At 71.6% G+C, this 25,797-nt stretch carries 20 protein-coding genes; 16 read left to right on the top strand and 4 right to left on the bottom strand.

The window, feature by feature from the left end; genetic code table 11:
• Positions 1-66: 66 nt before the first annotated feature.
• From ABN273_RS18185 to ABN273_RS18130, 12 genes are all read left to right on the top strand, one after another.
• Positions 67-4,710: an ATP-dependent helicase gene (locus ABN273_RS18185; RefSeq protein ID WP_502911057.1), complete on the top strand. Its 4,644-nt coding sequence runs from the start codon at positions 67-69 to the stop codon at positions 4,708-4,710.
• Positions 4,711-4,777: 67 nt separating this feature from the next.
• The gene (locus ABN273_RS18180) at positions 4,778-5,383 is read left to right on the top strand and encodes a TetR/AcrR family transcriptional regulator (RefSeq protein ID WP_349450073.1); all 606 of its coding nucleotides are present in this window, start codon (positions 4,778-4,780) and stop codon (positions 5,381-5,383) included.
• Positions 5,380-6,132, top strand: coding sequence for an ABC transporter ATP-binding protein (locus tag ABN273_RS18175; protein WP_349450072.1), 753 nt, complete (start codon positions 5,380-5,382; stop codon positions 6,130-6,132). Before ABN273_RS18180 ends, ABN273_RS18175 begins: the two co-directional genes overlap by 4 nt.
• A complete protein-coding gene (locus ABN273_RS18170; RefSeq protein ID WP_349450071.1) occupies positions 6,123-7,925 on the top strand; it encodes a hypothetical protein in 1,803 nt (600 codons plus the stop codon). Before ABN273_RS18175 ends, ABN273_RS18170 begins: the two co-directional genes overlap by 10 nt.
• Positions 7,926-7,932: 7 nt before the next feature.
• The gene (locus ABN273_RS18165) at positions 7,933-8,607 is read left to right on the top strand and encodes a GntR family transcriptional regulator (RefSeq protein WP_349450070.1); all 675 of its coding nucleotides are present in this window, start codon (positions 7,933-7,935) and stop codon (positions 8,605-8,607) included.
• A 92-nt stretch (positions 8,608-8,699) separates the two neighbouring features.
• Positions 8,700-10,316, top strand: a complete 1,617-nt coding sequence (locus tag ABN273_RS18160) for an ABC transporter substrate-binding protein (protein WP_349450069.1) — start codon at positions 8,700-8,702, stop codon at positions 10,314-10,316.
• Positions 10,316-11,275 (top strand): ABC transporter permease, encoded by a 960-nt coding sequence (locus ABN273_RS18155; RefSeq protein WP_349450068.1) that lies wholly within the window; start codon positions 10,316-10,318, stop codon positions 11,273-11,275. Before ABN273_RS18160 ends, ABN273_RS18155 begins: the two co-directional genes overlap by 1 nt.
• On the top strand, positions 11,268-12,095 hold the full coding sequence (locus ABN273_RS18150) for an ABC transporter permease (RefSeq protein ID WP_349450067.1): 828 nt from the start codon (positions 11,268-11,270) through the stop codon (positions 12,093-12,095). The genes ABN273_RS18155 and ABN273_RS18150 overlap by 8 nt, the downstream gene beginning before the upstream one ends.
• A complete protein-coding gene (locus tag ABN273_RS18145; RefSeq protein WP_349450066.1) occupies positions 12,092-13,057 on the top strand; it encodes an ABC transporter ATP-binding protein in 966 nt (321 codons plus the stop codon). Before ABN273_RS18150 ends, ABN273_RS18145 begins: the two co-directional genes overlap by 4 nt.
• Positions 13,054-14,022 carry an ABC transporter ATP-binding protein gene (locus ABN273_RS18140; protein ID WP_349450065.1) on the top strand — a complete coding sequence of 323 codons (969 nt, stop codon included), beginning with the start codon at positions 13,054-13,056 and terminating at the stop codon, positions 14,020-14,022. The genes ABN273_RS18145 and ABN273_RS18140 overlap by 4 nt, the downstream gene beginning before the upstream one ends.
• Before the next feature lie 50 nt (positions 14,023-14,072).
• Complete coding sequence (locus ABN273_RS18135) at positions 14,073-15,830, top strand: gamma-glutamyltransferase family protein (protein WP_502911056.1); 1,758 nt, start codon at positions 14,073-14,075, stop codon at positions 15,828-15,830.
• Positions 15,827-16,567, top strand: coding sequence for a sulfite exporter TauE/SafE family protein (locus tag ABN273_RS18130; RefSeq protein ID WP_349450063.1), 741 nt, complete (start codon positions 15,827-15,829; stop codon positions 16,565-16,567). The genes ABN273_RS18135 and ABN273_RS18130 overlap by 4 nt, the downstream gene beginning before the upstream one ends.
• 24 nt (positions 16,568-16,591) lie before the next feature.
• On the opposite strand, the gene ABN273_RS18125 is transcribed toward ABN273_RS18130, so the two are convergent.
• The 3 genes from ABN273_RS18125 to ABN273_RS18115 all read right to left on the bottom strand — a co-directional run bounded on the left by ABN273_RS18125 (position 16,592) and on the right by ABN273_RS18115 (position 19,576).
• The gene (locus ABN273_RS18125) at positions 16,592-17,677 is read right to left on the bottom strand and encodes a carboxylate-amine ligase (RefSeq protein ID WP_349450062.1); all 1,086 of its coding nucleotides are present in this window, start codon (positions 17,675-17,677) and stop codon (positions 16,592-16,594) included.
• 90 nt (positions 17,678-17,767) lie between these two features.
• Positions 17,768-18,415: a M15 family metallopeptidase gene (locus ABN273_RS18120; protein WP_349450061.1), complete on the bottom strand. Its 648-nt coding sequence runs from the start codon at positions 18,413-18,415 to the stop codon at positions 17,768-17,770.
• A 12-nt stretch (positions 18,416-18,427) separates the two neighbouring features.
• Positions 18,428-19,576, bottom strand: coding sequence for an ROK family transcriptional regulator (locus tag ABN273_RS18115; RefSeq protein ID WP_349450060.1), 1,149 nt, complete (start codon positions 19,574-19,576; stop codon positions 18,428-18,430).
• Between the two features lie 137 nt (positions 19,577-19,713).
• On the opposite strand from ABN273_RS18115, the gene ABN273_RS18110 reads away from it, so the two are divergent.
• Genes ABN273_RS18110 through ABN273_RS18095 form a run of 4 tightly spaced genes read left to right on the top strand, consistent with a single transcriptional unit; the run spans position 19,714 to position 24,382 of the window.
• Positions 19,714-21,039, top strand: coding sequence for an extracellular solute-binding protein (locus ABN273_RS18110; RefSeq protein WP_349450059.1), 1,326 nt, complete (start codon positions 19,714-19,716; stop codon positions 21,037-21,039).
• A gap of 5 nt (positions 21,040-21,044) precedes the next feature.
• On the top strand, positions 21,045-22,037 hold the full coding sequence (locus ABN273_RS18105; protein ID WP_349450058.1) for a carbohydrate ABC transporter permease: 993 nt from the start codon (positions 21,045-21,047) through the stop codon (positions 22,035-22,037).
• Positions 22,037-22,888 carry a carbohydrate ABC transporter permease gene (locus ABN273_RS18100; RefSeq protein ID WP_349450057.1) on the top strand — a complete coding sequence of 284 codons (852 nt, stop codon included), beginning with the start codon at positions 22,037-22,039 and terminating at the stop codon, positions 22,886-22,888. Before ABN273_RS18105 ends, ABN273_RS18100 begins: the two co-directional genes overlap by 1 nt.
• 54 nt (positions 22,889-22,942) lie before the next feature.
• Positions 22,943-24,382: a glycoside hydrolase family 3 protein gene (locus ABN273_RS18095; RefSeq protein WP_349450056.1), complete on the top strand. Its 1,440-nt coding sequence runs from the start codon at positions 22,943-22,945 to the stop codon at positions 24,380-24,382.
• Positions 24,383-24,535: 153 nt separating this feature from the next.
• Here ABN273_RS18095 and ABN273_RS18090 read toward each other — a convergent pair whose 3' ends face one another.
• On the bottom strand, positions 24,536-25,717 hold the full coding sequence (locus ABN273_RS18090; protein ID WP_349450055.1) for an ROK family transcriptional regulator: 1,182 nt from the start codon (positions 25,715-25,717) through the stop codon (positions 24,536-24,538).
• Between the last annotated feature and the right edge of the window lie 80 nt (positions 25,718-25,797).

The following is a 25,797-nucleotide window of genomic DNA, read 5'->3' as shown; positions in this document are numbered from 1 at the left end:
GGCCCCCGCTCAACCGCCCGTCGCGGCGCCAATGCGGTTTCTGTCGGTGGCGCGAGGCAATATGTGCTGGTGAGCTCCCTTGACCAGTTCAGCCAGGTGACCAGGCAATGGTTCGCCGGAGCCTTCCAAGCACCCACGGCCGCCCAGGAGGGGGCGTGGGAGTCGATCTCGCGCGGCGACAACACCCTGGTCGTCGCACCCACCGGCTCGGGCAAGACGCTGGCGGCGTTCCTGTGGTCACTCGACAGGCTGGCGTCCCAGCACGCCGGCCCCGCCGAGCCGCAGCACGCCGACCCCGCCCACAAGCCGGAGTCCGCCGGTCCCGCCCACAAGTCCCTCGGCAAGTCGGAGCCCCGCAAGGGGACGCGGGTGCTCTACGTGTCGCCGCTCAAGGCGCTGGCCGTCGACGTGGAGCGCAACCTGCGTGCCCCGCTGGCCGGGCTCAGGCAGACGGCGCGCCGGCTGGGCCTGCCGGTGCCGGAGATCTCGGTGGCGATCCGCTCGGGCGACACCCCCTCGGAGGACCGCAGGCGGTACGCGGCCAAGCCGTCCGACATCCTCATCACGACGCCCGAGTCGCTGTTCCTGCTGCTCACCAGCCAGGCGCGAGAGGCGTTGCGCGGCGTGGAGACGGTGATCGTGGACGAGGTCCACGCGGTCGCCGCCACCAAGCGCGGCGCGCATCTGGCGCTCAGCCTGGAGCGGCTCGACGCGCTGCTCGACAGGCCCGCGCAGCGGATCGGGCTGTCGGCGACCGTGCGGCCGGTGAGCGAGGTGGCGGCCTTCCTCGGCGGCACGCGACCGGCCACCGTCGTGCAGCCGCCGTCGGAGAAGCGGCTCGAGATCGAGGTCGTCGTCCCCGTCGAGGACATGACCGAGATGGAGGGCCGCCCGCAGCCGGAGGGAAATGCGGAGGACTTCGCCCCGGAGCCGGGCAACAGGTCGATCTGGCCCCATGTGGAGGACCGGCTGTTCGACCTGATCGGGGCGCACAGCTCGACGATCGTCTTCGCCAACTCGCGCCGGCTGGCCGAGCGCCTGTGCACCCGGCTCAACGAGCTGGCGTACGAGCGGGAGCGCGGCGACGCCGAGGCCGTCGACCTCTCCATCTGGGAGACGGGGCCGTCCGCCGGCCCGGCCTGGGAGACCCCCAAGCGGATGCCCGCCGACATGATGGCGCAGGCCGGGGCGAGCAAGGGCGTCGTGACGGAGATCGTGCGCGCTCACCACGGCTCGGTCTCGAAGGAGGAGCGGGCCCAGATCGAGGAGGCGCTCAAGTCGGGCCGGCTGCCTGCCGTGGTCGCCACCTCCAGCCTGGAGCTGGGCATCGACATGGGCGCGGTCGACCTGGTCGCGTGCGTGGAGGCGCCGCCGAGCGTGGCCAGCGGGCTGCAGCGCATCGGCCGGGCGGGCCACCAGGTCGGCGCGGTGTCCAAGGGCGTGATCTTCCCGAAATACCGGGGCGACCTGGTGCAGACCACCGTGGTGGCCGAGCGGATGAAGAGCGGCCAGATCGAGGAGCTGCGTTATCCGCGCAATCCGCTCGACGTGCTGGCGCAGCAGATCGTGGCCATGACCGCGATGGACGAGTGGACCGTCGACGAGCTGGAGTCGGTGGTCAAGCGGGCCGCCCCCTACGCCACGCTGCCCAGGAGCGCGCTGGAGGCCACGCTCGACATGCTCGCCGGGCGCTATCCGAGCGAGGAGTTCGCCGAGCTGCGCCCGCGCATCGTGTGGGACCGCGTCACCGGCACCCTGCAGGGGCGTCCGGGCGCGCAGCGGCTGGCGGTCACCAACGGCGGCACGATCCCCGACCGCGGCCTGTTCGGCGTGTTCCTGGTGGGCGAGAAGGCCTCCAGGGTGGGCGAGCTGGACGAGGAGATGGTCTACGAGTCGCGTGTGGGCGACGTGTTCGTGCTGGGCGCGACGTCCTGGCGGATCGAGGACATCACGGCCGACCGGGTGCTCGTCTCGCCCGCACCGGGCCAGCCGGGCAAGCTGCCGTTCTGGCACGGCGACGCGCCGGGGCGCCCGGCCGAGCTGGGCAGGGCGATCGGGCAGTTCCTGCGCGAGCAGGCCAAGAACGGCTCGACCGAGCGCATGCGGGAGGCCGGGCTCGACGAGTACGCCGCGGGCAATCTGCTGGCCTACCTCCACGAGCAGCGCGAGGCCACCGGCTACGTCCCCGACGACCGCACCCTCCTGGTCGAACGCTTCCACGACGAGCTCGGCGACTGGCGCGTGGTCATCCACTCCCCCTACGGCGCGCGGGTGCACGCCCCGTGGGCGCTGGCGATCAACCGGCGGCTGCGCGAGCGCTACGGCATCGACGTGCAGGCCGTCCACTCCGACGACGGCATCGTGCTGCGCATCCCCGACACGCTCTCCGAGCCGCCCACCGACGTGGCCGCGTTCGACGCCGAGGAGATCGAGCAGATCGTCACCGAGGAGCTGGGCGGGTCGGCCATGTTCGCCTCCCGGTTCAGGGAGTGCGCGGGGCGGGCGCTGCTGCTGCCGCGCCGCACACCGGGCAAGCGCAGTCCGCTGTGGCAGCAGCGCCAGCGCGCCGCCCATCTGCTGGGCGTGGCCTCGCAGTACGCCTCGTTCCCGATCGTGCTGGAGACGATGCGCGAGTGCCTGCAGGACGTCTTCGACGTGCCGGGGCTCGTCCAGCTCATGCGCGACATCGCCGCGCGCCGCGTGCGGCTGGTCGAGGTGGAGACGTCGCAGGCCTCGCCGTTCGCCACCTCACTGCTGTTCCACTACGTGGGCGCGTTCATGTACGAAGGCGACGCGCCCCTGGCCGAGCGGCGGGCCCAGGCACTGGCGCTGGACACCACGCTGCTGGCCGAGCTGCTCGGCCAGGCCGACCTGCGCGAGCTGCTCGATCCCGACGTGATCTCCGACACCGAGCGGGAGCTGGCCAGGCTCGACCGCCCGCTGCGCGACCTGGAGGACCTCGCCGACCTGCTGCGTTCGCACGGGCCGCTGCTCGCGCCCGACGTGAGCGTGCGCGGCGGCGACCCGTCCTGGCTGGAGGAGCTCGAACGCTCGCGGCGCGCGATCAGGGTGCGCATCGCGGGCGAGGAGCACTGGGCGGCGATCGAGGACGCGGCCCGCATGCGTGACGCGCTGGGCGCGCCGCTGCCTGTCGGGCTGCCCCACGCGTTCCTGGAGCCCGTCGCCGATCCGCTGGCCGACCTGCTGGCCCGGCACGCCCGCACGCGCGGGCCGTTCCACGCGGGCACGGCCGCCGCCCGGTTCGGGCTCGGCGTGGCCGTGGTGACGGACGCGTTGCGGCGGCTGGCCTCGTCCGGGCGGGTCGTCAACGGGGAGTTCCGGCCCGGCGGGCGGGGCGAGGAGTGGTGCGACGCCGGGGTGCTGCGGATGTTGCGCCGCAGGTCGCTGGCGAGGCTGCGCAAGGAGGTCGAGCCGGTCGCGCCGGAGACCCTGGCCCGGTTCCTGCCCGCCTGGCACGGCATCACCAGCTCGAGCGCCGCCGGCCGGGCGGGCAGCGAGGCGGCACGGGCCATGGACGCGCTGGTTCGCTCGATCGAGCAGCTCCAGGGGGCCGCCGTGCCCGCGTCCGCGCTGGAGACGCTGGTGCTGCCCGCTCGGGTGCCCGGCTACCACCCGGCGCTGCTCGACGAGCTGACCTCCTCGGGCGAGGTGATGTGGGCAGGTCAGGGGTCGCTGCCCGGCGGCGACGGCTGGGTGTCGCTCTACTACGCCGACACCGCGCCGCTGCTGCTGCCCGAGCCCGCGGAGATCACGATGACGCCCCTGCACGACGGCGTGCTCGAGCTGCTGGGCGGTGGCGGCGCGCTGTTCTTCCGCGGCATCTCCGACCAGCTCGGCTCGCTGGACGACGCGGCGCTGGCCGCGGCGCTGTGGGACCTGGTGTGGGCGGGGCGGATCTCCGGTGACACGCTGGCCCCGCTGCGGGCCACGCTCGGCACCGGCCGTCCCGCGCACCGGCCCGCCACCACGCGCAGGCGCCGGGCCGTGCTGCCGAGCAGGAGCGGCCCTCCCACCGTGGGCGGCCGATGGTGGTTGCTGCCCGCGCCCGCCGCCGACGCGACCCAGCGGGCCCACGCGCAGGCCGAGGTGCTGCTGGAGCGGCACGGCGTGGTGACCAGGGGCGCGGTGACGTCCGAACGGCTGCCCGGCGGGTTCACGCCCGTCTACCAGGTCCTGCGGGCGTACGAGGAGAGCGGGCGGTGCCGCCGGGGTTACTTCGTCGAGGGCCTGGGAGGCGCGCAGTTCGCGCTGCCGGGAGCGGTCGACCGGATGCGTGCCATGGCCCCGGCCATCGCCCCGGCTCCGCACCAGGAAAACGCCGGGCCCCGGGCCGTGGTGCTGGCCGCCGCCGACCCCGCCAGCCCGTACGGCGCCGCGCTGCCCTGGCCGCAGCACCCGGGCGACCTCGGGCACAAGCCGGGCAGGAAGGCCGGCTCGCTCGTGGTGCTCGTGGACGGCCACCTGGTGCTCTACGTCGAGCGAGGCGGCAAGACGCTGCTGTCGTTCGCCGACGACGAGCGGCTGCAGCCCGCCGTCGACGCGCTCGCGCTCTCCGTGCGCGACGGCGCGCTCGGGAAACTGACCGTGGAGCGGGCCGACGGCGCCTCCATCATCGACTCACCGCTGGCGGCGGCCCTGGAAGCGGCCGGGTTCCACCCCACGCCCCGCGGGCTCCGCCTGCGCGCCTGACACCCACGTGGACAGGTGCTGTTGAAGATGCTTCCAAAAATTTGAATGGCTGTTTAAAGTTTTGAACGTGACGTCAGATGGCCGCACGTTCATCGAGGAGGCCCGCAGGGCCCAGATCATCGCGTGCGCCATCGAGGTGCTCGCCGAGCAGGGGTACGCGCACACCACCCTGGCCAGGATCGCCAAGCAGGCGAAGATCAGCACTGGAGTGATCTCGTACCACTTCGGCGGCAAGCAGCAGCTCATCGAGGCGGTCGTCGCCGAGGTCGCCAGGCTGGCCACGGACCTGATGGTCCCCCGGATCCTCGCGCAGCCCACCGCGACCGAGGCCCTGCGCGCCTACCTCGAGAGCAACCTCGACTTCATGCGTGAGCACCGCAAGCCGCTCCTGGCCCTGATGGAGATCATCACCCACATGCCCGGCGAGGAGGGCGGCCCGGGACCGTACGCGGCGCAGGCCGAGGTCGCCGTGGCCGACCTGGAGAAGGTCCTCGGCTGGGGCCAGCAGTCCGGCGAGTTCCGCGATTTCGACAAGCGCAGCATGGCCATCACCATCCGGGCCGCCGTCGACGCCGTGCCGTCACGCATCGTCCATGAGCCCGACCTCGACCTCGACCTGCTCGCCCGCGAGCTCGTCACCACCTTCACGCTCGCCACCAGGAGACAGCCATGACAGCAGCGGCCTTGGAGATCAGCGGGTTAGCCAAGACGTTCGGCGACAAGGTCGCCGTCGACCACGTGGACCTCACCGTCCCCCAGGGCTCCTTCTACGGCCTGGTCGGCCAGAACGGCGCGGGCAAGACGACCACGCTGTCCATGGCGGTCGGCCTGCTCAGGCCGGACGGCGGCGCGGCGCGGATCTTCGGCGCCGACGTGTGGTCGGACCCGGCGCGGGCCAAGCAGCTGGTGGGCGTGCTGCCCGACGGGCTGGCCATGCCCGAGCGGCTCACCGGACGCGAGGTGCTCACGTACCTCGGCCTGCTCAGGGGCCTGAGCAAGGAGGTGGTGGCCGAGCGGGCCGAGGAGCTGCTGTCGGTGCTGGAGCTGAGGGACGCCGAGAAGACCCTCGTGATCGAGTACTCCACCGGCATGCGCAAGAAGATCGGCCTGGCCACGGCGCTGCTGCACGCGCCCAGGCTGCTGGTCCTGGACGAGCCGTTCGAGGCGGTGGACCCGGTGTCGGCGGCGACGATCAAGATGATCCTGCGCGGCTTCGTGGCGCGCGGCGGCTCGATCGTGCTGTCCAGCCACGTGATGGCGCTGGTTGAGCAGCTCTGCGACCACGTGGGTGTGATCGACAAGGGCCGGGTGGCGGCGGCGGGCCCGCTCGACGAGGTACGCGGCGCGGCCACGCTCGAGGACCGGTTCGTGGAGCTGGTCGGCGCGGACTCCACCGGCGCCAAGGGGCTGTCATGGCTGTAGCGGTCACCCTGGTCCGGATGAAGATCGCGATCCTGCGTCACTCCACCACGGGCCAGCGCGGCGGCATGATGGCCTCAGGCGGCGTTCTCGGGCTCCTGCTCGCGGCCGGCACGATCTACCTCGCCTTCCAGGAGGGCGACTGGCTGGCCGCCGCCTACGCCGGGTGGATGCTCGGCTGGATCATCGGTCCCGTCTTCTCCGGCGGCGGCGACGAGACGCTGCGGCCGGAGTTCTTCGCGCTGCTGGGGCTGCCCGCGCGGCGGCTGGCGGCGGGGCTGCTGGTGTCGGCGTTCGTCGGCGTGGCGCCGGTGATCAGCCTGGTCGCCCTGGCGGGCCTGGTCTTCGCGGCCGCACCGGGGAACGTGCTGGTGGCGGTGCCCGCGATGGTGCTGCAGCTGGCGATCTTCGTGCTGCTGTCGAAGGTGGCCGTGGGGCTGCTGGGCATCGCGCTGCGGTCCCGGGTCGGGGCGGTCGGCGCTGGGCTGGTCAACGGCGCGGTGCTGGCGTTCCTGGGCCAGGCGTGGGTGTTCGCGGTGGCCTTCGGCCAGGGCGGCCGGATCCCGTCGTTTGTGCGTTACCTGCCGTCGGGGTGGGGGCTGCTCGCCGTACAGGGTGACTATCTGGCGCTGCTGGCGATGGCGGTGCTGATCGTGCTGCTGCTCGCGGCGTGGGCGGCGCTGCTGGCCGGGCGGACGGGCGCGAGCCGCCCCTCGACGCGGGGCCGTCGTCCGATGCGGGCCGCCACCGCGCAGGAGGCGGTGGTGGCCAAGGAGTTGCGTACGTGGTCGCGCGACCTGGTACGCACCCACCAGCTCACGTTCGCGCTGGCCTACGGGGTGTTCTTCGCGGGTGCGCCGCTCGCGCTCGGCTGGACGGGCATGCTGCCGTGGGCCGCGCCGGTCTTCATCGTGATGGCCGCGGCGATGACCGCCAACCTCTACGGCATCGACGGCACCGCGCTCTGGCTCACGCTCATGACGCCCGGCGCGTCGGACATGCGCGGCAGGCAGCGGGCCTGGCTGGTGACCGTGGGCCCGGTAGCGGTGCTGCTGGCGGTGGCGTTCACCCTGGTCGCGGACGGTCCGTGGCCGCTGATCCTGGCGAGCGTGGCCGCGCTGCTGGGCGGCGCGGCCGGGCTGGTGCCGCTCATCTCGGTGTACGCGCTGGTGCCCGGCACCGATCCGCAGCGGCGCGGCGGCAACCCGCTGCGCACGAGCGAGGACGACGGAGCCCTGACGGGCCTGGCGTACCTGACGATGCTGCTCGTGGCCCTGTCGGGCGCGCCCGCCGTCGTGGCGGCCCTGCTGTACGGCTGGTGGGGCGTCGCGGCCGGACTGGCGACGGGCGCCCTGTGCTACTGGGGCCTGGGCCTGCTGGCTGAGCGGCGGCTGGCGGCACAAGGGCCCGAACTGCTGCACATGATGCGCACCGGGCGGCGGCCGGAGGGTGGCGGCAGGTCGGTCAAGCTGCCCGACCTGCCGAAGCCACAGCGAACGATCGTGATGACGTGCCTGTCGCTCGGCGCGATCCCGCTGTTCCCCCAGGGCATCGTGGCCGCCGCCTTCCTGGCGAACGGCCGGGTGCGGATGTCGTGGTTCCTGGCCACGTACATGCCGCCCGGCCTGCGCTGGCCGACGGCCGCGCTCATGATCCTCATCGGCCTGACCATGTACGGGGTGGGCCTGTGGATCCCCTACCGGGCCAAGAAGCGGGCAAAGCCGGTGGATGGGCCCGCTGAAGCGAGGCCGGCCGGCACCCCGAGCGCGAGAACTGACCCCGCTGTATACGATTAGTCGCCATATGACTGATTTGACGCTGGGCGCGACTCACCGGACCTTGCGCGACGAGGTCACCAAGGAGCTGCGGCGCCGCATTCTCTCCGGCGAGCTGGCGCAGGGCGAGCGGCTGGTCGAGGACCGGCTGGCCGCCTCGCTCGGCGTGTCCCGCAACCCCGTTCGCGAGTCCATCCGGGTGCTGGCCACCGAGGGGTTCGTCGAGGTCGCGCCCAGGCTCGGCGCCACCGTCGCGCGACTGTCCGCAGCGGAGGGCGAGGAGCTCTTCGACGTGCGCATGGCGGTCGAAGGACTGGCGGCGCGGCTGGCCGCGCGCAAGCGGTCGCCCGGGTCTGCCGAGCGGCTGCGGCGGGTGCTCGACCAGGCCAAGGAGGCGGTGGACAGCGGCCGGCTGGCGGAGGTGGCCGATCTCAACACCGCCTTCCACCTGGCCGTGGGCGAGGCGGCGGGCAACTCGTACCTCAGCCTGATGATGAAGCCCATGCTCCTGCGCGCGCAGTGGGTCTTCAGCCAGACCGCCGCCGTACGCGGGCCGCACTCCTGGTCGGAGCACCTGAGCCTGTGCGAGGCCATCGCGGCGGGCGACGAGGACGAGGCGCAGGCCAGGGCCGTCGCGCACGTGGCCGCCGCCAGGCGGTCGTTCCTCGCGGCCGTGCGCATGGCAAACCACCCGAACGATTAGCAAACGGTCAGATAACAACGTCAGGTCATGAAACACCAGTGAAATGTCAGGTCTTGTATACAGTCTCCTAAACGTTTCAACGGAGGCCCCACATGAGACCGTCCCCCAGGCTGGTCGCGGCGCTCGCCGTTCTCCCCCTTGCCCTGGCGGCTTGCGGTGGAGGCGGGTCCGGCAGCTCGCCCGCAGCCCCGCCCTCCATAGCCGACGCCTCTGCCGACAACCGGCCAGTCAAGAGCGGCGGCACGCTCAACGTGGCGCTCAGCGCCGACCCTGACGCGCTCGACCCGAGCATCTCGACCACGTTGGTGGGCCGCGAGGTGTTCGCGAACATGTGCGAGAAGCTCTACGACATCGACGCGCAGGCGAACCTGGTCCCGCAGCTGGCCACCGCCTTGCCCGAGGTATCCGACGACGGCAAGGAAGTGACGATCAAGCTGCGCGAGGGCGTGAAGTTCAACGACGGCACGGCGCTCGACGCCGAGGCGGTCAAGAAGTCGCTGGACCGGCACCGCACCTGGGAGAAGTCCGCGCGCCAGGCCGACCTGGCCGCGGTGTCCAAGGTCACGGTGGCCGATCCCACGACGGTCAAGCTCACGCTGTCGCGCGCGTTCACGCCGCTGACCGCGCAGCTCGCCGACCGCGCCGGCATGATCATGTCGCCCAAGGCGCTGGACGCGGGGAACGACAACTTCGGCGCCGGCCCGGTCTGCGTCGGCCCGTTCAAGTTCGCGAGCCGCACCTCCGGCAGCCAGATCGTGCTGGAGAAGGCGCCCGACTATTACGACGCGGCCAAGGTCAAGCTCGACAAGCTCGTATACAAAATCATCGTGGACCCGAACGTGCGGGCCGCGAACCTGAAGTCCGGCGACGTGCAGGTGGGCGACAACCTCGCCACCACCACGGTCAAGGGCGTCCAGAGCGACCCCAACCTCAAGGTCGTCTCCGGCGGCGGCCTCGGCTACTACGGCATCACGATCAACACCGGCAACGCCAACGGCTCCACCGAGAAGCCCGGGACGGTCAACACAGCGCTGGCCAAGAGCCCGCAACTGCGCGAGGCGTTCGAGCTGGCGCTCGACCGCGACCTGATCAACAAGACCGTCTACAACGGCCTGCACGAGGTGGACTGCTTCCCCGTGCCGCTGAACAGCCCCTACCGGGCCAAGGACCTGCAGTGCCCGAAGCGTGACCTCGCCAAGGCCAAGCAGCTCGTGCAGGCGTCCGGCGTGCCGACGCCGATCCCGGTCACGCTCACCAGCCCGAACGACGCCACGAACTCCCGCCTGGCGCAGGTCATCCAGCAGATGGCCAAGGAGGCGGGCTTCAACGTGAGCGTGCAGACCGCCGAGTTCGTCAGCACCCTCGAACAGGGCAAGTCCGGCAAGTTCGACGTCCTGCTGAACGGCTGGTCGGGCCGCGTGGACCCGGACGGCAACCTCACGAACCTCGTCACCAGCCGCGGCAGCAACAACTACAGCGGCATGTCCGACCCGGGCATCGACGACCCGATCAAGCAGGCCGCCGCCGAGTCGGACCCGGCCAAGCGGGCCGAGCTCTACGCCGCCGCGATGAAGAAGGCCGCCGAGGTGCGCGGGGTCCTGTACCTCTACCACAACAAGTACTACCTGGGCATGAGCAAGAACGTCGCGGGAGTCCAGTACTTCGAGGACGGCCTGCCGCGCTTCGTCACCGCCGGATTCGCCGCGTAATGCTCTGGTTCATCCTCCGGCGCTGCGGGTCAGCGGTGATCGTGCTGTTCCTGGCCAGCGTCCTGATCTTCCTGGGGATCAGGGTGCTGCCCGGCGACCCGGCCACGGTCATGGCGGGCGAGGAGGCCTCGCCCGCCGTGGTCGAGGCCATCCGGCACGAGTTCGGCCTGGACAAGCCGCTGCCCGCCCAGTACCTCGACTACGTCGGCCAGACCCTGACCGGCAACTTCGGCCGTTCGACGCAGGACCAGCTCCCGGTGATCGACATCATCGCCGAGCGGCTGCCGGTGACGCTGGAGCTGTCGCTGCTGGCCATGCTGGTCGCCATCGTCGTCGGTGTCGGGGCCGGCATCGCGGCCGCGGTCCGGCGCGGCCGGCTCGCCGACTACGTGGCCACCGGGTTCGGCCTGGCCGGCCTGTCGGTGCCGCACTTCTGGCTGGGCCTGCTCGGCATCCTGCTCTTCGCGGTCACCTGGCGGATCCTGCCCGCCTCCGGATACGTCCCCTTCACCCAGGACCCCGCGCAGAACCTCCAGCGCATGATCCTGCCCGCCCTCGTGCTCGGCACCGGCTTCGCCGCCATCCTCATGCGGCAGACCCGCTCGGCCATGCTGGGCGCGCTGTCCGCCGACTACGTCAGGACCGCCAGGTCGAAGGGCCTGTCCGAGGCCAAGGTCGTGGGCGCGCACGCGCTGCGCAACAGCCTGACGACCGTCGTCACCGTGCTGGGCCTCCAGCTCGGCGCGCTGATCAGCGGCGCCGTGGTCACCGAGCAGATCTTCGTGATCCCCGGGTTCGGCAAGCTGACCGTGGACGCGGTGCTGACCAGGAACTACCCGGTCATCCAGGCCGTCGTGTTGATCACGGTCATCGGATACGTGCTGGTCAACCTGCTGGTCGACATCGCCTACGCCTTCCTCAACCCCCGGATCAGGCTGTCAGGGGGCACCCGTGACTAAGCTGTGGCGCCGCTTCAGCAGGCGGCCGATGCCGATGGCCGGGCTGGTGCTGGTGGTCGCGTTCGTGCTGCTGGCCCTGATCGGGCCGCTGGTGACCGGCGACCCGGCCGCGCAGGACTACCTGGCCACGCTCGCGCCCCCGTCGGGCGCGCACCCGATGGGCACCGACGACCTGGGCCGCGACGCGTTCGCCAGGATCGCCCACGGCGCGCAGGTGTCCCTGCAGGCCGGCGTGCTCTCCACGCTGCTGGCGATGGTCGTGGGCATCCCGATCGGACTGGTGGCCGGTTTCTACCGGCGCTGGCTCGACCCCGTGGTGATGCGGCTGGTGGACGTGACGCTGGCGTTCCCGTTCCTGGTCTTCGCCGTGGGACTGGCGGCGATCATCGGCCCCTCGCTGAAGGGCGTGGTGCTGGCCCTGGGCTTCTCCCAGCTCCCCGCCGTCATCAGGATCACCCGCGGCGAGGTGCTGGCGGTCAGGGAGATGGACTACGTGGACGCCGCCATCGCCGACGGCGCGGGCGACGGGCACCTCATCTTCCGTTACGTGCTCCCGAACTGCCTCAACCCGCTCATCGTGCAGGCCACCGTGGCGATCCCGGGAGCGATCATCGGCGAGGCCACGCTGTCGTTCCTGGGGCTCGGCGTGCAGCCGCCCACCCCCTCGTGGGGCGTGATGCTGACGACCGCGCAGCAGTACCTGAGCGACGCGCCCTGGCTGGCCATCTGGCCCGGGGTGATGATCGCGCTGGCCACGCTCGGCTTCAACCTGCTCGGCGACGGGCTGCGTGACGTCCTGGACCCGAGGAGCGCCCGATGAGCCTGCTGGAGATCACGAACCTCACCGTCGGCTTCGACACCGAGGACGGCCTGGTGCAGGCGGTCAGGGACATCTCACTCACGCTGGACGAGGGCGAGATCCTGGCGCTGTGCGGCGAGTCGGGCTGTGGCAAGTCGGTCACCGCGATGTCGGTGCCCAGGCTGCTGCCGCCCGACACGACCAGGCTGTCCGGCTCGGTCAAGCTGGACGGGCGCGAGCTCACCACGCTTCCCGAGCGGGACATGCGGCAGGTACGCGGCAAGGACGTCTCGGTCGTCTTCCAGGAGCCGATGACCTCACTGAACCCGTCGTTCACCGTCGGATACCAGATCACCGAGGTGCTGCGCAGGCACGAGCGCCTCTCCCGCCAGGCTGCGGCCGGCCGGGCCGTCGAGCTGCTGGAGCTGGTCGGCATCCCGGCGCCCCGGCGCCGCATGAAGGAGTACCCGCACCAGCTCTCCGGCGGCATGCGCCAGCGCGTGATGATCGCGATCGCGGTGGCCTGCTCGCCCCGGGTGCTGATCGCCGACGAGCCCACCACGGCGCTCGACGTGACGATCCAGGCGGGCGTGCTGGACGTGTTCCGCGACCTGCGCGACCGGCTCGGCACGGCGATCATCCTCATCACACATGATCTGGGGGTGGTGGCCGACATCGCCGACCGGGCCGTGGTCATGTACGCGGGCCGCGCCGTCGAGCAGGCCCCGGTGACCGAGCTGTTCGCGAACCCGCGCCACCCGTACACGCTGGGCCTGATGAACGCGCTCCCGTCCGCGGCCGTCAACGGCCGGCTGGCCGAGATCCCCGGCATGGTGCCCTCGCCGCTGACGGACCCCGACGAGTGCGCGTTCCAGGACCGCTGCCCGCGCGTCCAGGACGACTGCCGGGCGGCCAGACCCTCGCTCGAACGGCACGCGGACGGCCATCTGGCGGCCTGTTTCCACCCGGGAGGCAAGCGATGATCCTGCGCATCGACAACCTGGTCAAGCACTACGGCCAGGTACGCGCCGTGGACGGGCTGTCGCTCGAGATCGGCCAGGGCGAGGTGCTCGGCCTGGTCGGCGAGTCGGGCAGCGGCAAGTCCACGGTCGGCAAGTGTGTGCTGCGCCTGACCGAGCCGACCTCGGGCATGATCGAGCTGGACGGCCGCGACATCACCCACCTGTCGCGCAAGGCCATGCGCCCGCTGCGCAGGGACGTGCACATGGTCTTCCAGGACCCCTTCTCCTCGCTCAACCCGCGCTTCACGATCGGCCAGATCGTCGCCGAGCCGCTGCTCAGGCACAAGGTGGCCGGCCGGCGTGAGGTGTCCGGGCGCGTGTCGGCCATGCTGGAGAAGGTGGAGCTGCGGCAGGAGATGCGGTCCAGGTACCCGCACGAGCTGTCCGGCGGGCAGCGGCAGCGGGTGGGGCTGGCCAGGGCGCTGATCCTGGAGCCCAAGCTGGTCGTGGCCGACGAGCCGGTGTCGGCGCTGGACGTGTCGGTGCAGGCGTCGGTGCTCAATCTGATCACCGATCTGCAGCGGGACATGGGATTCTCGTGCCTGTTCATCACACATGACCTGTCGGTGGTGGAGTTCCTGGCCGACCGGGTCGCCGTCATGTACCTGGGCAAGATCGTGGAGTCGGGTCCGACGGCCGAGATCTTCGCCGGGCCGCGGCACCCGTACACGCAGGCCCTGCTGTCGGCGGCTCCGGTGGCCGACCCGGTCAGGCAGCGGGAGCGGCGCAGGATCGTGCTCGGCGGCGACGTGCCCAGCCCGGTCGACCCGCCTGCCGGGTGCCGGTTCCACACGCGGTGCCCGCTGGCGTACGACGCCTGCCGTACCGAGGAGCCGCTGCTTCAGGATCCTCGCGGGAACGGCCATCCGGCCGCGTGCCATCTTGTTACAACGGACCGCGTCCCCGACGCGACCGCGAATCTGTAGAAGGAGAGATCTTGTTCACCACCAGGCCCGAGCTGTCGGGTGACTTCGGCATGGTCGCCAGCACGCACTGGCTGGCCTCGGCCACCGGCATGAGCGTGCTGGAACGCGGCGGGAACGCCTTCGACGCGGCGGTGGCCGCCGGGTTCGTGCTCCAGGTCGCCGAGCCGCACCTGAACGGCCCCGGCGGCGAGGTCCCGATCCTGCTGTGGAGCGAGGCCGAGCAGAAGGTGTCCGCGGTGTGCGGACAGGGCGTGGCGCCCGCCGCGGCCACCATCGAGCGCTTCGCCGAGCTGGGCCTGGACATCGTGCCCGGCACGGGGCTGCTCGCGGCCACCGTGCCGGGGGCGTTCGGCGGCTGGCTGCTCATGCTGGAGCGCTGGGGCACCTGGTCGCTGGCCGACGTGCTGGCGCCGGCGATCCACTACGCCGAGCACGGGGTGCCGGTGCTGGAGCGCATCGCGGCCACGATCGAGTCGGTTCAAGGATTGTTCAACAATGACTGGCCGACGTCGGCGGCGACCTGGCTGCCCGGCGGGCACGTTCCCCCGGCCGGTTCGAAGCTGGCCAACCCGGTGCTGGCCGCCACCTACCGGCGGCTGGTCGCCGAGGCCGAGTCCGCGTCGAGCACCCGCGAGGGCCGGCTCGCCGCCGCCAGGAGGGCCTGGTACGAGGGGTTCGTCGCCGAGGCGATCGCCGAGTTCAGCGCCAAGACGGCCTGGCTGGACAGCTCCGGCGACGTGCACGGCGGGCTGCTCACCGGCGACGACCTGGCGCGCTGGTCCGCCACCGTCGAAGAGCCCCTCGCCTTCGACTACCACGGGCACACCGTCTACAAGACGGGGCCGTGGGGGCAGGGGCCGGTGTTCCTGCAGCAGCTCGCCCTGCTGCAGGGCTTCGACCTGGACGCGATGGGGCACCTCAGCGCCGACTACGTGCACACGGTGACGGAGGCCGCCAAGCTCGCCTTCGCCGACCGCGAGGCCTGGTACGGCGACAACACCGACGTGCCGGTGTCCGACCTGCTCAGCGAGGCGTACAACGCCGAACGGCGCACGTTCGTCGGCGCCGAGGCCAGCTTGGAGCTGCGGCCCGGCGCGCCCGGCGGTCGCGCGCCCAGGCTGCCCGACTTCCCCGCGCCCGGCACGACGAGTGCCGCGCCCGGCATTTCGGGCACCCGCTCCCCGCAGGGCGTCGGCGAGCCGACCGTGGCCCGCGACGGCACGGTGAAGGGCGACACCTGCCACCTCGACGTCGTGGACCGGCACGGCAACATGGTCTCCGCCACCCCCAGCGGCGGCTGGCTGCAGAGCTCCCCGACGATCCCGGAGCTGGGCTTCTGCCTGGGCACCAGGTCGCAGATGTTCTGGCTGCAGGACGGGCTTCCGGCCTCGCTGCGCCCGGGAACGCGCCCGCGCACCACGCTGTCACCGTCGTTCGCGCTCAAGGACGGCAGGCCGTGGCTGGCGTTCGGCACACCCGGCGGCGACCAGCAGGACCAGTGGAGCCTGAACTTCTTCCTCGCCGTCGTCCACGGCCGCCTGAACCTGCAGGAGGCCATCGACGCGCCCATGTTCCACTCCGAGCACTTCCCCAGCTCGTTCTTCCCGCGCGGCTCCCGCCCCGGCGTGCTGCACGTCGAGGACCGCCTGGACGCGGGCGTGCTGGCGGAGCTGCGGCGGCGCGGGCACGAGGTCGAGGCGCAGGGCCCGTGGACGCTGGGCAGGCTCAGCGCGGTCGCCCGTGAGGGCGCGTTCCTCAAGGCCGCCGCCAACCCGCGCGGCGCCCAGGGCTACGCAGCCGGCCGATGACGGACCTGCTCTTCCTGCTGGGCGCCGGTCTGCTGGCCGGTGTGGTGAACGCGCTGGCGGGCGGCGGGACGCTCATCTCGTTCCCCGCGCTGCTGGCGCTCGGCTACCCGAGCCTGACCGCGTCCGTGACCAACGCGGTGGCGCTGTGGCCCGGCTACCTGGGCGGCGTGCTCGGCTACCGCGCCGAGCTGCGCGGCCAGCGGCGCAAGGCGACGGGGCTGTCGATCACGACCGTGCTGGGCGCGGTCGCGGGCAGCGCGCTGCTCCTGCTCACGCCGGGCCGGCTGTTCGAGTCGCTGGTGCCGTGGCTGGTGGCCTTCGCCAGCCTGGCGCTGCTGGCCCAGCCGTGGTTGCGCAAGCGCTTCGGCGGCGAGGCCGGCGGGCCGCCCAGCAAGCTGGTGTACGCGGGCGTCTTCCTCGGCGGCTGCTACGGCGCCTACTTCAACGGCGGCATGGGAGTGCTGCTGCTGACCGTGCTCGGCATGTTCCTGCACGACAACCTGCATCGTGTCAACGCCGTGCGGGCCACGCTGTCGCTGGTGATCAGCACGGTGTCGGTCGTGGCGTTCTCGCTGTTCGGGCCCGTCCAGTGGCAGGCCGTGGCGGTGGTCGCGCCGGCCAGCCTGGCGGGCGGGTTCCTGGGCACACGGGTGGCCAGGCTCATGTCCGCCAAGGTCCTGCGCGGCGTCGTCGTCGCGTTCGGCCTGGGCGTGGCCGTGGCGCTGGCCCTGCACTGAGCCAGCCGAGAAGGAGCGCCCGCGTCAGGCGACGGTGGCCTCGATGAGGTCGTCCACCACGTCGGCCAGGTCGTTGCCCCTGGCGTGCACCCGGCGCTGGCGCATGGCTCCCGAGCCCTTCGCCAGCAGCCGGTCCAGCCCCTCCTGGGTGAACGTCAGGTCGCCGGCCTCCGCCAGCGCCGGCCGTACGTGCTCCAGGAGGCGGCGCGCCATCACCGGTGCGGGCACGAGCGTGCCGTGCCGCACGTCCATGCTGTCGCCCATCAGCCCGTCGCGGGCGGCGCGCCAGTAGGCGGCGCGCAGCACCTCCGATGGGACGGGTAACCCGCGGTCACCCCGCCTCACCGCGGCCAGCGCGGTCACGACCAGCGCGCGGATGAGCCCGATCAGGGTGAGGCTGTCGCTCACGTCGAGCGGCACGTCGGCCACCCTGATCTCGACCGTGGGCAGCCTGGGCGACGGCCGGGTGTCCCAGTAGACCGTCTTGGGGTCGAGCAGCGCGCCCGACTCCGTGAGCGCGCGCAGGGCCAGCTCGTAGTCGCCGAACGACGGGAAGTACGGCGGTGCGCCGGACACCGGCCAGCGGCCCCAGCTGATCACCCGCCAGGACGCGTAGCCGGTGTCGCGGCCCGCGAAGAACGGCGAGTTGGCGGCCAGCGCGATCAGCGTGGGCAGCCAGGGACGCAGGTGGTTGCCGACGTAGACGGCCTGCTCCGGGTCGGGCACGTCCACGTGCACGTGCAGGGCGCAGATGCAGATCTCGTCCTGCAGCGCCCGGTAGAGCACCCTGCCCTGCAGGTAGCGGTCGTCGTCGGTGAGCGGCGGCGACATGACGTTCCCCAGCACGGGGATGCCGCTGGCGACCACGGCGAGCCCGCATGAGCGGGCCGCGGCGGCCACTTCCTTGCGCACCGTACGCAGCTGCGAGCCCAGCTCGCTGAGGTCGGCGGAGGGCGGCGTACGTGCCTCCACCTGAAATCTGGTGATTTCTTGCACCACGTCGAGCACATCCGTCGCCGCGGCCAGGACGTCGGCCGCTCGGGGAGCCACGTGGCGGGTGCGGGGATCGACGATGAGGTATTCCTCTTCGATCCCGATCAACGGAACCATGCCCACACCTCGCTGGGGGAGTCCAGAACCCTCCGGAATGAGGTTGTGCCCGCCCCTCAGCCTGTGGAAAACCCGCCCGGCAAACGGTTGTCAGACGGGGCCGTAAAGGGCGTGGGGAAAACCCGTGGACATGGCCCAGTAGCGGTCGCCGTACGACCAGTGCCACCACTCCGTCGGGTAGTTGACCAGGCCGGACGGCTCCAGAACGGCGGCGAGGAGCTTGCGGTGGTTACGGGCGTCGGCGGAGATGTTGGGGGCGTCCATGTAGCAGGCGCCGTAGCTCTGCTCCGGGGTGTCGTCGACCTGGGTGCCCATGTCGTACTCGACGCCGTCGGGGTCGCACAACGTCAGGTCCACGGCGGCGCCGGCGGTGTGGGGGGCGACCTCGACCGGGGACACGTACCGGCTTGCCGCGATATATGACTCGTCGGGGGAGAGTTGAGGGAACTTGCGCTGGAGCTCCGCCCGGTATCCGTCGAAGATCCGCCGCTGCGTCTCGATGGGGCGGTAGCCCTCGACGACCACCAGGTGGAAACCGTCGGGCAACAGGCGCTCGGCCTGCTCCAAGCGGTCGAGCAGGCCCGAGCGCAGGTGGGCGTATGCGCCTGTCTCGTCCGCCATGCGCTCGTCCACGCGCAGCCGCCCGCGTACGTCGGCCAGCGGCTCACCGCACTCCCGCACGGGGATCGCGGTCACCCGGGGATCGGAGATGAGCACGACATCATTGGGGGACCACATGAGCAGAAATTCTCACACAGTGTCGGAGAAGACCTGCTCCCGGGCTTGCTCCAGGGCGGCCACCAGAGCGCCGCGCAGCACCGGGTTTCCCGCGACCCCGGTCGTGACCACGGTGGGCCGGCTCGGGCACAAGCGGGCCACCGCCTCCTGCACCTTGGCGGCCAGCCGCGCGCCGCCCGCCCTGCCGATCTCGCCGCTGAGCACGATCAGGCCGGGATCGAGCACGACGGTCACCGCCGCCGCGCCCACGGCCAGCCGTCCCGCCACCTCGTCCAGATAGCCTTCGTCGCCGCCGCGTACCAGGTCGGGCACGGTGTTGCCGGTCACGCCGTGCCGCTCGGCCAGGCCGCGCAGCGTGGCGTGGCCCACCAGGCGCTGGAACGAGCCGGACTGCGGCTCCGAGACGTCGGACGGCAGCGGCTCGCCCGGGACCGGCAGCCAGCCGATCTCGCCCGCTCCCCCGCTGATGCCCCGGTGCAGCCTGCCGCCCAGCATCACGCCGAGGCCCTGGCCGACACCGGCCCAGATCACCACGAAGTCGTCATGGCCGACGGCCGCGCCGTACTTGTGTTCGGCGAGCGCGACCAGGTTGACGTCGTTCTCGATCGTGACCGAGGTGCCGAGCGTCTGGCGCAGGCTGGCCAGCACGCCGAAGTGCCAGTCTGGCAGGTCGTACGACCAGCGCACGTCGCCGGTGGCCGGATCGACCACGCCCCGCGTGCCGATGACGAACGCGCGCAACCGCGACAGGCTGACGTTCGCCGTGTCGCAGGCCCGCTGCACGGCCTCGTGGACCGCCTTGACCGGGTCGCGGCTGTCGGAGGGGTTGAGCGTGATCTCGACGACCACCCTGCCTGTGATGTCCGCCACAGCGACCTTAAGACTGTCGGGCAGGACCTCGAGGCCGGCGACGTACGCGCTGGAGGGGACGACGGCGTACACGGCCGCGTGCGGTCCCCTCCCGCCCGCGCGCTCGCCCGCGACCTCCACCAGCCCCCGCTCCTCCAGGCGGGCAAGCAGCTGACCTGCGGTTACCTTGGAGAGCCCGGTTCGTTCCCCCAGTTCGGCCCGGGTGAGCGGGCCGTCCACGAGAAGCAGTTCGAGCGCCGCGCGATCGTTCAGCCTGCGCAGCAGCCGGGGGACCCCCGGGCTTCGACTCATTACCGCACCCCTCTCGTCACGAATGGCTAACGAGGATTTCTTTTAAGAAAGTTTCTTGTTAGTTTAGCAGACGTCGCTCGACATTTGACGATCAGCCTGGTGCGGACCGTAGGCCGGCACCCGGGAAGGGAGACCCTGTGAGGATCGCGAAGATCACCGCCGCTACGGTCACCACGGCCGCGCTGGCCCTGGGCCTGGCCGCCTGTGGCTCCAGCGAGGCGCCCTCGTCCTCACCCAGTGCCGCCGCGCCCGCGAGCAGCGGCCCCAAGTACGCGGGCAAGACGCTGACGTTCTGGCGCCTGGGCGACACCAACCCCGCCGCCCAGAAGTACACCGACGAGCTGGTCGCCGAGTTCGAGAAGGAGACCGGCGCCAAGGTGAACGTGGAGTGGATCCCGTGGCCGCAGGTCAACGACAAGTTCACGGCCGCGGCGGCCGGCGGCACCGGACCTGACGTGACCGAGATCGGCAACGACCAGGTCCCGCTGTGGCAGAGCCAGGAGGCCCTCGAGCCGATCACCGACATCGTGGCCGCCGGCGACCAGGCCCAGATCCCCAAGAACCTGATGGGCCTGGAGACCATCGACGGCGAGACGTACGCCGTGCCGTGGGGCGGCGGCAGCCGGGCGGTGCTCTACCGCGCGGACTGGTTCAAGGAGCTCAAGATCGAGATCCCCAAGACCTGGGACGAGCTCGTGGCCGCGGCCAAGAAGATCCAGGCCAAGAAGGGCTCGGACGTCGACGGCTTCGCCTTCAACGGCGGCTCCGACGCCAACCACCTGCTGGGCGCCCTCGCCTGGACCGCCGGCGGCGAGTACGCCGTCAAGGAGGGCGACAAGTGGGTCGGCAAGCTCGCCGACCCGGGCTTCAAGGCCGGCTTCGCCCAGTACACCGGACTGGTGACCGACGGCCTGTCCAGCAAGTCGCGGCTCAACCAGAACACCACCGAGATCCGCACCCGCTTCTCCAACAACAAGGTCGGCATGTACCTCACCGCGTCGTGGGACCTGGCCACCATCGAGGAGGAGAGCAAGGGCAAGCTCAAGGGCGACAAGCTGGCCTTCTTCCCGCTCCCGTCGAAGGACGGCGGCGAAGCGCAGTCCTTCCTCGGCGGCAACGACATCGCCGTGTGGGGCACCGCGAAGGAGAAGGACGCGGCCAAGGAGTTCGTGAAGCTGGCCTCGGGCAAGCAGTGGGGCGTGAAGTACGCCACCGACGGCGGCCTGCTCCCCGTCTACCCCGAAGCTCTGGCCGCCCTGTCCGGCGACCCGGCCCAGGCGCCGTTCGCCGCCGCCTTCGCCAAGGCCAAGGCATTCCCGGCCGACCCGCAGTGGACGGAGGCCAACGAGACCAAGGCGGTGCTGCAGAACGCGGCCCGCAAGGTCATCGAGGGCAAGGCGAGCGCGGATGACGCGCTGGCCGCGGCCAGCAAGGAACTCGAAGACATCCTCAACGCCTCCTGACACCCATGACGAACACGTCAACGCTCTCCCGGGGCGGCGGCCCCGCCTCCACCCCGGGACCGCGCCGCGCACACCGGGCGCCACGGCGGTCCGGGCTCCCCGACTGGTCGCTCCCCTACCTCCTGCTGGTCCCCGGCCTGCTGGTCATCGCCGCGCTGCTGCTGTACCCGATGATCCAGATGGTGATCACGGCCTTCCAGAAGGTGGGCATCCCGCAGATCTCCGGCAGGAAACCGGCCGACTGGGTCGGCCTGGACAACTTCACCAGGATCCTCGACAGCGAGATCTTCTGGTCCTCGCTGCGTAACACGGTGGTGTTCGCCGCGGTCGCGGTGCCGCTCACGCTGATCGCCGGCACCGCGGTGGGCGTGCTGCTGCACCGGCTCGGCAAGAAGATGTCGCTGTTCGTGATCATCGGCATCATGTTCGCCTGGGCCGTGCCGCCGGTGGCGCAGGGCGTGATCTGGCGCTGGCTGTTCGACGCCGAGGCGGGCATCATCAACTGGGCGCTCAACCTGCTTCCTGAATGGCTGACCGGCCGGGCCGACTGGACCGGCGAGCCGTGGCTCAACGACGCCTGGTCCATCTATCTGGTGCTGGTCATCTGCGTGGTCTGGGCGGGTTTCCCGTTCATCGCGGTCTCGGTGCTGGCCGGGCTCAAGGGCATCCCCGCCGAGCTCTACGAAGCCGCCAAGGTGGACGGCTCCGGGCCGTGGCGCACGTTCAGGAAGATCACCTTCCCGCTGCTGAAGCCCGTGTTCGCGGTGCTGACCGTGCTCTCGATCATCTGGGACTTCAAGGTCTTCGCCCAGCTGTACGTGCTCTCCGGCACCTCCAACCGGGAGGCCTACAACCTGTCGATGTACGCGGTGACCGAGGCGTTCAAGGCCCCGCAGAAGATGGGCTCCGGAGCGGCCATCGCGATGGTGCTGACGGTCATCCTGCTCATCGTCACCGCCGCCTACATCCGCCAGATGTTCAAGCAGGAGGAGGTGTGATGAACCCGCTGGCCCGCAAGCGCCTGGGCAAGATCGCGCTCAACGCGGCAGGCGTGCTGGTCTTCCTGGTGGCGACCTTCCCCGTCTACTGGATGGCCTCCACCGCCTTCAAGGCGAACGACCAGATCTTCACCACCGACTTCATCCCGTTCCCCACGCACTTCACCCTCGACCACGTCACCCGGGTGCTCAGCGACGGCGTGGCCGGCCACTCGATCTGGCTCTACCTGCGCAACAGCGCCATCGTGGCGCTCGGCACGGTCCTGATCGGCGCGGTCTTCGCGCTCCTGTCGGCGACCGCGGTGGCCAGGTTCCGGTTCAAGGGGCGCACGGCGTTCCTGGCGCTGCTGCTCGTGGTGCAGATGATCCCCTGCGAGGCGCTGCTCATCCCGCTGTACCTGATGGTCCGCCGGCTCGGCCTGTACGACCAGCTGATCGGGCTGATCGTGACGCAGGTCGCGTTGACGCTGCCGTTCGGGATCTGGATGCTGCGCACGTTCGTCGCCGCCGTGCCCAAGTCGCTGGAGGAGGCGGCCTGGATCGACGGCGCGAGCCGGTTCACCACCTTCTGGAAGGTGCTCTTCCCGCTGGTGGCCCCCGGGCTGGTCGCGACCAGCATCTTCTCGTTCATCACCGCGTGGAACGAGCTGATCATGGCGCTGTACCTGATCGGCGACCCGACGAAATACACCATGCCCGTCGCCCTGCAGTACTTCTTCGGGCAGAAGGGCACGGACTGGGGCGCCATCATGGCCAGCTCCACGATGATGACCATCCCGGTCGTCATCTTCTTCCTTCTCGTACAACGCCGCATGGTCTCCGGCCTGGTCGCCGGGGCCGTGAAGGGCTGACGTCCACCGGTCGGACGCCTTGTTCGACCATGCCTGAATTCCGATGAGGAGCCCATGAGTCAGAGTGATCGGGGGCTGCGCCGTCTCGCGGCCGGCACACTGCTCGTCGCCTTCCAGGGCACCACGGCGCCCGAATGGGTGCTGCGCGAGCTGGAGCACGGCCTGGGCGGCGTCACGCTCTTCGGCTTCAACGTGGCCGACCCCGGCCAGGTACGCGAGCTGACCACCGCGCTGCGGGGAGCCGGTGAGCCCGTCATCTCGCTGGACGAGGAGGGCGGCGACGTGACGCGGCTGGCGTACCACGTCGGCAGCCCGTACCCGGGGAACGCGGCGCTCGGCGCGGTGGACGACGTCGAGCTGACCCGCCGCGTCTACCACGCGATCGGCTCCGAACTGGCCGCCTGCGGCATCAACCTGGACATGGCGCCCAGCGCCGACGTCAACACAGAGGCCGACAACCCGGTGATCGGCACCCGCTCGTTCGGCGCCGACGCGGAGCTGGTCGCCAGGCACACGGTGGCGGCCGTGCAGGGCCTGCAGTCGGTGAACGTGGCCGCCTGCGTCAAGCACTTCCCCGGCCACGGCGCGACCCGGGTGGACTCGCACCTGGCGATCCCGGTCGTGGACGTGAGCATCGACGTGCTTCGCGAGCGGGAGCTGGCCCCCTTCCGGGCGGCGATCGGCGCGGGGGCCAAGTCGGTGATGACCGCGCACGTCGCGGTGCCGGCGGTGACGGGCGAGACGCCCGCCACGCTATCCGGCGCCGCGCTGACCGGGCTCCTCAGGGGCGAGCTCGGCTACGACGGCGTGGTCGTCACCGACGCGCTGGACATGCACGCGATCGTCAGGAGCGTGGGGCTGGCCGGCGGCGCCGTGCTGACGCTGGCGGCCGGGGCCGACCTGCTGTGCCTGGGGCCGGTGCCCACATACGACGACGTCCAGGCCATCATCGCGGAGATCATCTCCTCGGTCCGCGAGGGCCGCCTGTCGCCGGAGCGCCTGGAGGAGGCGGCGGCGCGGGTGGCGGCGCTGCGGGCCTGGTGCGGGACGCCCGCGCCCGGCACCGCCGAGCAGAACGGGGTCGGCCTGCACGCCGCGCGCCGCGCCGTGCGGCTCACCGGAGAGACGGAGCCCCTGGTCGAGCCCCTGGTGATCGAGGTGGACACGCCGCCGACGATCGCCGTGGGGGACGTGCCGTGGGGCGTCGGCCCGTGGCTGCCGGACGCCGAGATCGTCCGGATCGAGCCCGCGGCCGCCGACGTCCCTGCCCTGCTGGCCAAGGCCGTGAACCGGTCGCTGGTCGTCGTGGTCAAGGACGCGCACCGCCACCAGGCGAGCCGGGAACTGGTCTCCGCGCTGGTGGCGGCCCGCCCCGACGCGACAGTGATCGAGATGGGGCTGCCGGTGTGGCGGCCCGGCAGCGCGGCCTACATCGCCACATACGGGGCGGCCAGGGCCAATGCCCAGCCCGCCGTCGAGCTCCTCACCGCCTGACGCCTCACCCACATGCCGGACGCCGTTACTCCCGGACGACCGTCGGGCTGCACATCGGTCCACGGGGCGCCCGGACACTCGCGCCGCGCCGCCGCCGCGTCGGCGGCTGGTGGCGGAGCGCGGACCGGCCGTGGTGACGGGCCGAGTGCGCGCCTAGGAGGCGAGCAGCTCCTCGCGGGCCTGGTCGAGCGCGGCCAGTACGGCGCCGCGCAGCACCGGGTTGCCGTCGGTCACCTTCGTGGTGACGACCTGGGGCCGCACCGGGCAGATCCGCGCCACGGCCTCCTCCACCCGGGACGTGAGCGCGGGGCCGCCCGCGTGGCCCACCTCGCCGGCCAGCACCACCAGCCCGGGATCGAGGATCACGCACACCGCGGCGACGCCCAGGGCGAGCCGGTTGGCGATCTCGTCGAGCAGCGGCTCCCCCTCGGCGCCCGCGGCCATCGCGACCTTGACGCATTCGCCCGCGCTGCCGGCCGCGAAGCCGTACGTCTGGGCCAGCTCGGCCACCGCCTCGGCGCTGACCAGCGACTGCAGGCCGCCCGCCAGCGACGGCAGCCGCCCGGGCTCGGTAGGGATGTCCTCGGGCAGCGGCACGCCGGGCACCGGCAGGTAGCCGATCTCCCCCGCGCTGCCGGACCGCCCCCGGTGCAGCTTGCCGCCGAGCATGATCGCCAGGCCCAGGCCGCGGCTCGACCACAGCAGCACGAAGTCGTCGAGCCCCTTGGCCGCCCCGTCGGCGCGCTCGGCGATGGCGGCGAGGTTGACGTCGTTCTCGATGGTCACCTCGCGCCGCAGGTCGCCGGCCAGTGCCTCGTGGATGCCCTCGTGCCAGCCGGGCAGGTCGAACGAGAAGCGCACGTCGCCGCTGCGCGGATCGACCACGCCCGGCGTGCCGATCACGACGCCGCGCAGCATGGACAGGCTGATCTTGGCGCTGCGGCAGGCCTTGACGATCGCGCCGTGGACCACGGAGACCGGGTCGTCGTGGCCGCCCGGATCGACCGTGACCTCGGCGACCGTGTGGCCGTTGATGTCGGCGACCGCGGTGGAGATCAGCTCGGGCCCGACCTCCAGGCCGGCCACGTACGCGCTGGAGGGGATCACCGAGTAGAGGGCCGCGTTGGGCCCGCGACCGCCCGCCTGCGTGCCGACCACCTCGACCAGGCCGCGCTCCTCCAGCCTGGACAGCGTCTGCGAGGCCGTCACCTTGGACAGACCGGTCAGATCGCCGATCTGACCGCGTGTCATGGGGCCGGTGGCCAGCAGCAGCTCCAGCGCGGCCCGGTCATTGATCTCCCTGAGCAATCTGGGCACACCAGGGCGTCGCTCCACGCTGAATCCCACCGTCTAATGAGAAAAGGTTGCTGGAAGTTTAGCGCCCTTGCCTGGGCGTGGATTCTGATCAGCTGCCC

The organism is Nonomuraea sp. B19D2, assembly GCF_040137845.1.
Taxonomy (GTDB): Bacteria; Actinomycetota; Actinomycetes; order Streptosporangiales; family Streptosporangiaceae; genus Nonomuraea.
The sequence above is the reverse complement of the archived record's forward strand: the minus strand, read 5'-3'. Positions and strand labels throughout refer to the sequence as shown.